We start from the raw sequence: 11,461 nt of genomic DNA on the forward strand, positions 1-11,461 counted from the left end.
AATCTGTGATTGCTAAAATGGGGAATCCTGAAGCACTGATAACGCCTAGCAAAATGAGTATCTTAGAAAATCTTATGTAAAGGAAGTAAAAATAGAATGTCATTTGATGGATTATTTACGAAAGCGATGACGGAAGAAATCGCTTCTATATTAAAAGGTGGACGAATCAATAAGGTACATCAGCCTTATAAAAATGAAGTAATACTGGTTGTTCGTGCTGGAGGTAAGAACCATAAGCTCTTATTGTCAGCCCACCCAAGTTATTCGAGGGTGCAAATGACCGAAGAAAGCTATGAAAATCCCAAAGAAGCACCCATGTTCTGCATGCTTCTTAGGAAGCACCTCGAAGGCTACACGATAGAAAATATTTATCAATATGAACTTGATAGGATGATCATTTTTGAAGTGAAGGGCCGCAATGAGCTTGGTGATGTCTCCCAAAAGCAGTTAATCATCGAAATCATGGGGCGTCACAGCAACATTGTTTTAGTCGATAAAGAACGGAATATGATTTTGGACAGCATTAAGCATGTTTCACATGCAGTAAACAGCTATCGGGCGATATTGCCTGGCCAGGAATATAAGGCTCCACCTGCACAAGAAAAGATTAATCCCTTCGATGCTACGGAGGACGATATCAGGAAGAATATCGACTTCAATGCAGGAAAGCTGGATCGACAGCTTGTTGCCCATTTTTCCGGAGTTTCACCATTAGTTGCAAAGGAAGCCGTCTACCGGGCTGGACTTGCCAACAGCACGACCCTTCCTTCAGCATTTTTAAGTATTATCCAGGAAATCTCGGAGCAGCAGTATGCCGCCACGATCAAACAAGATGGAAATAAAGAAGTTTTTTATATGCTTTCACTAGAGCATCTGACTGGCACTCAACGAACGTTTTCTTCATTGAGCGAGATGCTCGACCGCTATTACTTCGGAAAGGCAGAAAGAGATCGGGTTAAGCAAAAGAGCCAGGATGTAGAACGTTTCATTACGAATGAAATCGAAAAGAACTCAAAAAAAATCGGGAAGCTCGAACGTACATTAAAAGATACGGAACGCGGGGAACAGTATCAGTTGTTCGGCGAGCTGCTTACAGCTAATCTATATCAAATGAAAAAAGGCATGAAGGAAATTGAAGTCGTCAATTATTATGATGAAAATCAAAGTATCGTCACCATCCCGCTTGACCCTTTAAAAAATCCATCGGATAATGCACAAAAGTACTTCTCTAGATACCAAAAGTCCAAAAATGCAGTCGGAGTCGTCCAGGAACAAATCGAAAAAACAAAATTGGAATTGGCCTACTTTGAAGCCTTGCATCAGCAGCTTCAATCAGCGTCACCAAGAGATATAGAGGAGATTCGCGAAGAACTTCAGGAGGAAGGATACATTCGGCAAAAAAAGAAAAAAGGCATGAAAAAGCCTGCAAATGCAAAACCGCAGCTTGAAACATATTATGCTACAGATGGTGATCTCATTTTTGTCGGAAAGAATAATAAACAAAATGATTACCTAACCAACAAGTTTGCACGCCGTGATGAAATATGGCTTCATACTAAAGATATACCTGGCTCACATGTTGTGATTCGAAATGAATCGCCAAGTGAAGAAACGATAAAAGAGGCAGCCGTATTAGCGGCTTTCTACAGTAAAGCTAAGCAATCGAGCTCAGTGCCCGTTGACTTCACACAAGTTCGCCATGTCAAGAAACCGAATGGTTCAAAGCCCGGGTTCGTGATCTATGAGCAGCAGCAGACCGTATATATTACACCTGATGCCGATACCGTCATACGCTTAAAGGAAGCGGTAAAGGAGTAAAAAATAGAGTTGGCCCAATTCTCCGTGATTGGGCCAACTCTATTTTCATGCTGAAATCCAAGCTGTATCAGCCGGATTCTCTCGCCATTTTTTTAGCTTTTCCAATTCATCTGCCGTGATGTACCCTTTTTCATTAGCGACTTTTATCAAAGTCGAGTAGTCACTCAACGAATGGTTAATAATGCCCTCAGCATCGAATTTTTCTTTTCCCTTTTCCAATTCATAAGTGAAGATCGAAACGACTCCTAGAACATCACAGCCTGCTTCCTTCAGCGCGTTAACAGCAGTAATTACACTTCCGCCGGTTGAAATCAAGTCTTCCACAACCACCACTTTTTGTCCTGGAACTGCGCGGCCTTCGATTTGATTGCCCTTACCGTGCTCCTTGGCTTTGGATCGAACATAGCACATCGGTGCATTTAATTTTTCACTCACCCAAGCTGCATGCGGAATGCCGGCAGTTGCTGTGCCTGCAATCAGTTCAGCCTCAGGGAAGTGCTGTTCAATCAATCCTTTCAATCCTTCCGCTATTTCATTGCGAACCTCCGGGTATGAAAGGGTTAAGCGGTTGTCACAATAAATGGGTGATTGAATTCCAGATGCCCAAGTAAATGGGTCATTCGGCTGTAGGTACACTGCTTTTATTTCCAATAGATGTTGTGCGATCGTATTATTTAACATGATATTCCCTCCCAAGCTGCTTTCATATCCAAATAAGCCCTTAATGGATCTTCCGCCCCCGTTATGGCTCTTCCTACAACGATGGCATCCGCTCCAAATTCCCTAGCCTGTTCAGGCGTGGCAATTCTCTTTTGATCATGCGTCTGTCCTCCTGCATTTCGGATTCCAGGTGTGACCGTTAAAAATTCATGACCGATGCGTTCATGTATGTTCTTTACTTCATGGGTGGAACAGACGACGCCATCCAATCCTGCCTGTTTAGTAAGTTTTGCATAATGGAGAACCGAATCCTCCAGAGATCCGGCAATGTTTTGCTCAACATTCATTTGTTCTTGTGACGTGCTCGTCAGTTGGGTAACCCCTATGCATAATGGACGTTTTTCACCAGCGGACGTTCCCTTATCAAGGCCTTCGATGGCTGCTTCCATCATCATTTGGCCACCCGCCGCATGTACATTGACCATGTCGGCACCTAAAGTTGCCAATCCTGTCATGGCCATTTTGACCGTATTCGGTATATCATGAAGCTTCAAGTCCAAAAACACATCGTGGCCTTGCTCTTTTACGAAAGAGATGATGGATGGTCCATTCTGATAAAATAATTCCATCCCCACTTTTACGGCCAGTTTTTCCGAGTGGAACTGTTTTAGGAATTTCTCCGTTTGAATGAAGTCAGGGAAATCAAGAGCGATAATTAGTGACTGTTTCATTCTGCTTCCAGCTCCTTCCGATACATTCTGAAATATGGTCAAATCCCAGCTCATCCAACAATTTCGGTAATTCTTCAATGATGGTCGGGCATACAAAGGGATCCACGAAGTTCGCGGTTCCCACCGCAACAGCACTGGCACCCGCATAGAAAAATTCAATGACGTCTTCCGCTGTAGCGATGCCGCCCATTCCGATTATTGGAATCGACACTTGCTGGCTTACCTCATAAATCATCCGGAGCGCAACAGGTTTTATTGCAGGACCAGATAACCCGCCCGTTCTGTTCGAAAGGATCGGTTTACCAGTCTTTAAATCCAACCGCATGCCGACCAATGTATTTATCATTGTCAGCCCGTCTGCCCCGCCTTCTTCTACAGCTTTAGCCATTTCCACAATATCACTGACATTCGGTGATAGTTTCACATATACAGGAACGGAAGATACTTCCTTGACCGCCTTGGTTACCTCTTTGGCAACTTCCGGTACCGTACCGAAAGCTATGCCTCCTTCTTTTACATTCGGACAAGAGATATTCAATTCAAGTGCTTTTACATTCCCAACCTTGCTTATTTCACTGGCAACCTTTACATAGTCAGCTATTTGCGAACCTGCAACGTTGGCGATGATGGGAACATCATACCCACCTAGCCAGGCCAGTTCCTCATTGATGACCTTTTCTAAACCTGGATTCTGCAGACCGATGGCGTTCAGCATTCCCGAAGAGGTTTCCGCAACACGCGGAGTTGGGTTACCGAACCTTGGCTCAGGAGTGGTCGCTTTGATCATGATCGCCCCAAGAATATCCAAGTCGAAAAATTGACTGTATTCACGGCCGAATCCAAAGCATCCAGAAGCTGGCATGACTGGGTTTTTCAAATGTAATCCTGGTAATTCAACTGAAAGCCTGCTCATAGTACCACCTCTCCTGCCCGGAATACGGGTCCATCGCTGCATACCTTTTTATAACTGAATCCAGTTGGATCATCCCCTGTATGACACACGCAGGCAAAGCATGCACCGATGCCGCAGCCCATCCTTTCCTCGAGGGACAGGTAAAGCTTTTTCTCACGATAGCCCGCTTCCAACGCTCTTAACATTGGTGTAGGCCCGCAGGAAAAAATCGTTGCAAACTCTTGCTCCAGGTTGTCTATTACAGTCGTAACAAATCCTTTTGTCCCATATGAACCATCCACCGTGGCTATATGAGTATCACCTAATTCACTGAATTCTTTTTCGTAAAAGATGGCTGACTTGGTCTGGAAGCCCAATACATGGATTACCTTAACACCTTTCGCAACCAGCATCTGTGATAGTTGGTACAGGGGCGGGACACCAATCCCACCGCCAACCAATAATGCCGTTTCTCCCTTTTTGGCCTCATGAACGGGAAATCCGTTGCCAAGGGGTCCAAGAATATCAACTGCTTCCGCCTCTTTACGCTGTGATAACAGCGTCGTTCCTTTTCCTTCAGCCCGGTATATCATCGTGAACTGTTTTTCACTGCTGTTGTAAGAAGAAATTGAAATCGGGCGTCTTAACAATGGCTCAGTGCCTTCTGTTGTCTTGACCTGGACAAACTGGCCTGGTTGCTTCATCTCTGAAACCAATTCACCTTGCAAAGTAAGTTCAAAGATGGATGGGGCCAGCTCCTTATGATTTAACACCTTCATTCTTTCCTTCTTGATCATATATAGCTCACCTCACGACTTTTTTCCGTTTTTCCCATTGCTTCTGCCGAGAAGGTCATGGATTCTATCACTCTTAAAATAGCTTCTGCCGTATCAAGTGATGTTAAGCATGTCACTCCATTTTCAACCGATTCACGTCTGATTCTGAAACCATCCCGGGCCGGCTGCTTGCCTTTTGTCAAAGTATTTATGACAAATTGCGCTTCCCCGTTCCGGATAACATCCAGCAGGTTTCTACCTTCTTCGCCAATTTTACCGACAATCGCAGTCGGGATGCCTGATTGCTGCAATAGGGCAGCAGTTCCGCTAGTGGCTATCAGCTTGAAACCGATATTATGGAAACGTCTTGCTAAAAGTAGCGCTTCTTGCTTATCTTTATCCGATATCGTCAATAACACCGAACCATGCCCCTTAATTTTGAATCCGGAAGCGACCAAGCCTTTATATAAAGCCTTTTCAAGGGTGCTGTCTTTCCCCATCACTTCACCAGTCGATTTCATTTCAGGTCCGAGAGAAATATCCACGCCTCTTAATTTTGCAAAAGAGAAGACCGGCACTTTCACAAAGACCCCAGTTTGTTCTGGCACTAACCCAGAGTTGTAACCTTGGCTTTCTAGTGTATGTCCCAAGATGACCTTCGTGGCTAAGTTAGCCATCGGCACATTCGTAATTTTACTTAAGAATGGAACGGTCCGGCTCGAACGCGGATTTACTTCAATTACATAGACTTCTTCATTGCTGATGACATATTGAATGTTCAAGAGACCAATTATATTCAAGCCTTTTGCCAATCGGGTCGTATAGTCGATGATTACTTCTTTTTGTTTTTCCGTTAAATTTTGCGGCGGATAAACTGCAATCGAATCACCTGAATGGACGCCGGCACGTTCGATATGCTCCATGATTCCAGGGATAACGACCGTTTCACCATCGGAAATACCATCGACTTCGACTTCCTTACCCGTTAAGTAGCGGTCTATCAGGACAGGATGATCTGGATTTATTTTCACAGCATTTTTCATGTAATGCAGCAATTCTTCTTGTTTATAGACGATTTCCATCGCTCTTCCTCCGAGAACATACGATGGCCTTACTAAAACAGGGTAACCAATATCTTCAGCGATGACGATCGCTTCATCAACCGATGTTGCGGTTTTACCCTTTGGCTGCGGAATGCCTAAATCCTTAAGTGCTTTTTCAAATTTATTGCGATTTTCCGCCCTATCCAGGTCTTCAAGTGAAGTACCAAGGATTTTCACTCCTCTTTCAACAAGACCATCTGCAAGGTTGATTGCTGTCTGTCCGCCAAACTGGACGATGACCCCTTCTGGTTTTTCCAAATCGATGACATGCATGACATCTTCAATAGTCAATGGTTCGAAATAGAGTTTGTCGGAGATACTGAAATCCGTCGAAACTGTTTCGGGATTGTTGTTGATGATGATCGCTTCATATCCCGCTTCTTTTATGGCCCATACCGAATGTACGGTTGCATAATCAAACTCTACTCCTTGCCCGATCCGAATTGGACCTGATCCCAGAACAATGACACTTTTCTTGTCGGTCACGATGGATTCATTCTCATCTTCATATGTCCCATAAAAATACGGTGTTTCCGATTCGAATTCGGCAGCACATGTATCAACCATTTTGTAAACAGGGATGATTCCTTGCTGTTTCCGGTACTCATAAACGTCAATTTCGGGAACTTCCCATATTTCTGCGATCGTTTTGTCAGAAAACCCTAGTTCTTTAGCCTTTTGCAATACTTCACAATCAAATGAATGTTCTTTAAGCTGCTTTTCAAAGTCGATTATCTTTTTCAACTTATGCAAGAAGAATAAATCGATCTGGCTCCATTCGTGGATGGTTTCGATCGTTTTGCCCCTTCTTAAAGCTTCACCGATATAGAATAACCGTTCATCTCCGGCTTTTCGGATCCGTTTCTCTATTTTTCCATCCTCAAACTCGTCATTCAAGTTAAGATGGTATATACCCGCTTCAAGGGAACGGACAGCTTTTAATATGGATTCCTCGAATGTTCGGCCGATTGCCATGACTTCTCCGGTCGCTTTCATTTGGGTCCCGAGTCTACGGTTGGCGCTTTCGAACTTATCGAAAGGCCAGCGCGGAATTTTCGTAACGACGTAGTCCAGTGCCGGTTCAAAGCTGGCATAGGTTTTGCCAGTGACAGGGTTCATCATTTCATCAAGCGTCAAACCAACGGCTATCTTTGCTGCTAGCTTTGCAATTGGATACCCAGTCGCTTTTGAAGCAAGTGCCGAAGAACGGCTGACCCTTGGGTTCACTTCAATGACATAATATTGATAGCTGTTTGGATCTAGCGCAAGCTGAACATTACATCCACCTTCAATTTTCAAGGCGCGGATAATCTTCAAAGACGTATTTCGAAGCATTTGATACTCTCTGTCACTTAATGTTTGGCTTGGTGCCGCAACTATTGAATCGCCTGTATGGACACCGACAGGATCGAAGTTTTCCATATTACAAACGACTATTGCATTATCATTGGAATCACGCATCACTTCATATTCCACTTCTTTGAAACCGGCAATGCTCTTCTCAAGCAGACATTGGTGAACCGGACTGCTTTTCAGGCCACCCTCAACGATCTCGATAAGCTGCTCTTCGTTTTCACAAATCCCACCGCCTGTTCCGCCAAGCGTGAAGGCTGGACGAACAATGACCGGATAGCCGATTCGTTCAACGAATGTATAAGCTTCTTCCAAGTTATGAATAATGTCGCTGTCAGGCACTGGTTCCCCAAGATCGTTCATTAGCGTACGGAAAAGGTCACGGTCCTCCGCTTGTTGGATTGCCGAAAGTTTGGTCCCAAGAATCTGGACATTGCATTCTTCCAGGATTCCTGATTCGGCAAGCTCAACGGCCATGTTCAAGCCAGTCTGTCCGCCCAAGGTAGGTAACAGTGCATCCGGGCGCTCTTTACGAATGATTTTGCTGACAAATTCCAATGTGATCGGTTCGATATAAACCGCGTCAGCCATTTCAGTGTCTGTCATGATTGTAGCAGGGTTAGAGTTAATCAGGATCACTCGATAACCTTCTTCTTTTAAGGCTATACACGCTTGGGTTCCTGCATAATCAAACTCGGCGGCCTGTCCGATGACGATCGGACCGGAACCAATTACTAGGATGCTTTTTATATCAGTGCGTTTTGGCATGTTTTTTCCCCCTTGTTGGTTGCAGCTTCAATCATTTGTAAGAATTCATTGAATAAGTAGTTGGCATCTTCCGGACCTGGTGATGCTTCCGGGTGATATTGTACGGTGAAAGCCGGATACTTTTTATGGCGCAGACCTTCTATCGTATCGTCATTCAATGCTGTATGTGTCACAATAAGATCTGTACTTTCTATGGAAAGCTCTTCAACTGTATATCCATGATTTTGAGATGTGATGGATACCTTTCCGGTACGAAGGTCCCTAACCGGATGATTCGAACCTCGATGGCCGAATTTTAATTTTGCCGTATCCGCCCCGTTTGCAAGTGCGAATAATTGATGTCCTAAACAGATTCCGAATAACGGCACTTGCGTTTGGATTGTACGGATCATTTCGAGCGTCTCATGAACACTTTTCGGATCTCCAGGACCGTTTGAAAGCATCACGCCATCCGGATGATATTGCATCACTTCTTCGGCCGTGACGTTATAAGGCACAACCACGACATCACAGCCGCGCTTCGTCAACTCACGTAAAATCCCATGCTTCATGCCGTAGTCTACAAGGACTACCCGCGGGCCTCTGCCTGGGCTGGAATAAGGTGCTTTTGTTGAAACCTGCTTTACCTGATTAGAAGGAATTACCGTTGCTTTCAATTGGGAAACGACTTCACTTGCATCTTTATTGATATTGCAAAGCGCCCCTTTAAGTGCACCCGATTTCCTGATGATTCTTGTCAGCTTTCTCGTATCGATTCCGCTTATTCCAGGTATGTTCTTCATTTTCAGATATTCATCTAGTGATAATTGGTTTCGCCAGTTGGAAGGAAGTTCTGCTGTTTCCTTAACGACGAATCCTGATATGGCTGGATTTATGGATTCAAAGTCATCCCGGTTTATCCCATAGTTCCCGATTAATGGATACGTAAGTGTAACGATTTGACCGCAATACGATGGATCCGAAAGAATCTCTTGGTACCCTGTCATTCCTGTGTTAAAAACGACCTCACCTATTTTTTCTACGTCCCCTCCGAATGCTTCCCCAAGGAATACTGTCCCGTCTTCTAAAATTAGCTGTCTTTTCATCCTTGAACACGTCCTTTTTCCCAAGCTATTTTTCCTTCTGCAATCGTCATGACTGGCCAGCCATAACATTTCTTTTCATTAAAAGGTGTATTTTTCCCTTTTGAAGCAAACTCTTCAGCATTGATTTCTTTTTCCGTTTCCAAATCGATGAGCACGATATCCGCAATAGCGCCTTCCTTTAGCTCTCCATAAGGAAGGGAGAAACTTTCAGATGGCTTGATTGTCATGAAATCGATCAATTGTTTTAATGTTATGATGCCCTTTTTAACCAATTCGGTGTAAAGCAGCGGAAAGGCCGTTTCCAATCCTACTATTCCGAAAGGAGCCAGCTGCATCCCCTGCGCCTTTTCCTCTGCCGCATGCGGGGCATGGTCTGTAGCTATAAAATCGATGGTTCCGTCAAGCAGTCCTTCAATCAACGCGTCGCGATCTTCACGGCCCCTTAATGGCGGGTTCATTTTATAATTCGTATCAAGTCCCGGTATATCATCTTCACACAATAATAAGTGATGCGGTGTAACTTCGGCTGTAACTCGGATACCTGCGCGTTTTGCATCCCTTACCGTCCTTACCGATTCCTTCGTGGATATATGGCACACGTGATAATGGCAGTCCGCCGCTTCTGCAAGAAGGATATCCCGGGCAATATGTACAGCTTCACATACGGACGGAATTCCATTGATCCCCTGTTCTTTTGAGAATCTTCCTTCATGGACGGAGCCTTTATTGATTAAGCTATTGTCTTCACAATGAGCAACTATGGCCATATCTTGAGCGGCTGCCCGTTTCATCGCTTCCAGCATCATTCCGGCTTCTTGAATTCCTACGCCATCGTCCGTAAAGGCGAAAGCACCCGTTTGTTTTAATGAAGAAAAGTCGGTCAGCTCCTTGCCTGCTTCCCTAATCGTAATGGATGCATATGGGAGTACCCTGACATGAGCCGTTTCTTCTATTTTCCTGTTAAGCGCCTCAAGGTTCTCCACTGTATCAGGAACTGGCCTTGTATTCGGCATCGCCGCTACCGTAGTGAAACCGCCTCTTGCCGCTGCAAGCGTCCCGCTTGCGATTGTTTCTTTATGTTCACCGCCCGGTTCACGTAGATGGACATGCAGGTCAACAAATCCTGATGTAATAAGTAACCCTTCAGCGTCAACTACCTTACAATTTTCCGTTGCCAAGTTCTCGCCGATTTTTGTGATGACCTTGCCTTCCATTTCAATGTCCGCTTTTTTGAATGAGTTTTGATTATCTAGCAATACTCCATTTTTGATTACTGTTTTCATGAATGTTTCCCCCTTCGGATTGTTCAAGCACATTTTTTAATACGGCCATTCTAATGAACACGCCATTCTCCATTTGTTTAAAAATTCTTGAGCGGCTGCATTCGACTAGATCACTGTCTATTTCAACACCGCGGTTTATTGGTGCAGGATGCATGATGATCGCATCCGGTTTCATGTTTTTTTCACGTTGTTTGGTCAGGCCGAAACTTTCCAGATAATCTCCATTTGCCTGATCGTATTTTTCAACATGCCTTTCATGCTGTATTCTGAGCAGCATCACCACATCCGCTGTAGCTACCGCATGATCGATGTCTTCATACCTTCCTAAACTGTTTGTTGTGTCAAACCATTCAGGCGGACCCGAAAATACGACATTCGCTCCTAAACGGGTTAATGCTTCTGCATTCGATTTTGCAACCCGACTATGCATCACATCACCGATTATCGCAATCTTCAGACCTTTGAAACTTTTAAACTCTTGTTTTATCGTCAATAAGTCCAGTAATGATTGGGTTGGGTGATTTCCGCAGCCATCCCCTGCATTGATTATTGGAATCCCGATTTTCCCATTCAATTCGTCAAAATAATTATCCTGTTCATGACGGATGATCAAGGCATTTACACCTATTGCTTCTAACGTTTTAACAGTGTCATATAAAGTTTCGCCTTTTAACACGGATGATGTACCCGCATCAAAAGGAATGACCTCGAGTCCCAGTTTTCTTTCAGCCATTTCAAAGCTTGATTTTGTACGTGTGCTTGGTTCAAAGAAGAGATTGGCAACTGTAGTCTGTTGCTTTGGATTCCACCTGGATCCATTGGCAAAACCTTCTGCCTCATGTAAAATTCTTTCAATATCAGTCAAAGTCAATTCTTTCATGGTCAATAATTTTTTCATCGATCCTGCTCCTTTCACATTTGTGATGCGGGGCATAAAAAACACCCCGCCATTAAGGACAGGGTGCAGGTCATAAAGATTGTGAGGACACGGA

9 protein-coding genes are annotated in these 11,461 nt (G+C 44.2%); 1 reads left to right on the plus strand and 8 read right to left on the minus strand.

What is annotated here, in order from left to right; translation table 11 throughout:
- Positions 1-96: 96 nt before the first annotated feature.
- Positions 97-1,818 carry an Rqc2 family fibronectin-binding protein gene (locus ACFVS1_RS13680; RefSeq protein ID WP_387548098.1) on the plus strand — a complete coding sequence of 574 codons (1,722 nt, stop codon included), beginning with the start codon at positions 97-99 and terminating at the stop codon, positions 1,816-1,818.
- Between the two features lie 45 nt (positions 1,819-1,863).
- On the opposite strand, the gene pyrE is transcribed toward ACFVS1_RS13680, so the two are convergent.
- From pyrE to ACFVS1_RS13720, 8 genes are read right to left on the minus strand one after another with little or no spacing between them, the layout of a single operon-like run.
- The gene (gene pyrE, locus ACFVS1_RS13685; RefSeq protein ID WP_387548101.1) at positions 1,864-2,499 is read right to left on the minus strand and encodes an orotate phosphoribosyltransferase; all 636 of its coding nucleotides are present in this window, start codon (positions 2,497-2,499) and stop codon (positions 1,864-1,866) included.
- The gene (pyrF, locus tag ACFVS1_RS13690; protein WP_352921534.1) at positions 2,493-3,209 is read right to left on the minus strand and encodes an orotidine-5'-phosphate decarboxylase; all 717 of its coding nucleotides are present in this window, start codon (positions 3,207-3,209) and stop codon (positions 2,493-2,495) included. The genes pyrE and pyrF overlap by 7 nt, the downstream gene beginning before the upstream one ends.
- On the minus strand, positions 3,181-4,122 hold the full coding sequence (locus ACFVS1_RS13695; protein ID WP_387548104.1) for a dihydroorotate dehydrogenase: 942 nt from the start codon (positions 4,120-4,122) through the stop codon (positions 3,181-3,183). Before ACFVS1_RS13695 ends, pyrF begins: the two co-directional genes overlap by 29 nt.
- Positions 4,119-4,898, minus strand: a complete 780-nt coding sequence (locus ACFVS1_RS13700; RefSeq protein WP_352921538.1) for a dihydroorotate dehydrogenase electron transfer subunit — start codon at positions 4,896-4,898, stop codon at positions 4,119-4,121. The genes ACFVS1_RS13695 and ACFVS1_RS13700 overlap by 4 nt, the downstream gene beginning before the upstream one ends.
- A complete protein-coding gene (gene carB, locus ACFVS1_RS13705; RefSeq protein WP_387548109.1) occupies positions 4,895-8,101 on the minus strand; it encodes a carbamoyl-phosphate synthase large subunit in 3,207 nt (1,068 codons plus the stop codon). The genes ACFVS1_RS13700 and carB overlap by 4 nt, the downstream gene beginning before the upstream one ends.
- On the minus strand, positions 8,080-9,186 hold the full coding sequence (locus ACFVS1_RS13710) for a carbamoyl phosphate synthase small subunit (protein WP_241591070.1): 1,107 nt from the start codon (positions 9,184-9,186) through the stop codon (positions 8,080-8,082). The genes carB and ACFVS1_RS13710 overlap by 22 nt, the downstream gene beginning before the upstream one ends.
- Positions 9,183-10,469, minus strand: coding sequence for a dihydroorotase (locus ACFVS1_RS13715; protein ID WP_241591067.1), 1,287 nt, complete (start codon positions 10,467-10,469; stop codon positions 9,183-9,185). The genes ACFVS1_RS13710 and ACFVS1_RS13715 overlap by 4 nt, the downstream gene beginning before the upstream one ends.
- A complete protein-coding gene (locus ACFVS1_RS13720) occupies positions 10,432-11,367 on the minus strand; it encodes an aspartate carbamoyltransferase catalytic subunit (protein ID WP_352922616.1) in 936 nt (311 codons plus the stop codon). The genes ACFVS1_RS13715 and ACFVS1_RS13720 overlap by 38 nt, the downstream gene beginning before the upstream one ends.
- Between the last annotated feature and the right edge of the window lie 94 nt (positions 11,368-11,461).

It is taken from the genome of Peribacillus sp. NPDC058075, assembly GCF_042885195.1.
Taxonomy (GTDB): Bacteria; Bacillota; Bacilli; order Bacillales; family DSM-1321; genus Peribacillus.

Coding starts and splice junctions, on each gene's coding strand:
- ACFVS1_RS13680 (WP_387548098.1), top strand. CDS start 97: ATGTCATTTGATGGATTATTTACGAAAGCGATGACGGAAGAAATCGCT.
- pyrE (WP_387548101.1), bottom strand. CDS start 2,499: ATGTTAAATAATACGATCGCACAACATCTATTGGAAATAAAAGCAGTG.
- pyrF (WP_352921534.1), bottom strand. CDS start 3,209: ATGAAACAGTCACTAATTATCGCTCTTGATTTCCCTGACTTCATTCAA.
- ACFVS1_RS13695 (WP_387548104.1), bottom strand. CDS start 4,122: ATGAGCAGGCTTTCAGTTGAATTACCAGGATTACATTTGAAAAACCCA.
- ACFVS1_RS13700 (WP_352921538.1), bottom strand. CDS start 4,898: ATGATCAAGAAGGAAAGAATGAAGGTGTTAAATCATAAGGAGCTGGCC.
- carB (WP_387548109.1), bottom strand. CDS start 8,101: ATGCCAAAACGCACTGATATAAAAAGCATCCTAGTAATTGGTTCCGGT.
- ACFVS1_RS13710 (WP_241591070.1), bottom strand. CDS start 9,186: ATGAAAAGACAGCTAATTTTAGAAGACGGGACAGTATTCCTTGGGGAA.
- ACFVS1_RS13715 (WP_241591067.1), bottom strand. CDS start 10,469: ATGAAAACAGTAATCAAAAATGGAGTATTGCTAGATAATCAAAACTCA.
- ACFVS1_RS13720 (WP_352922616.1), bottom strand. CDS start 11,367: ATGAAAAAATTATTGACCATGAAAGAATTGACTTTGACTGATATTGAA.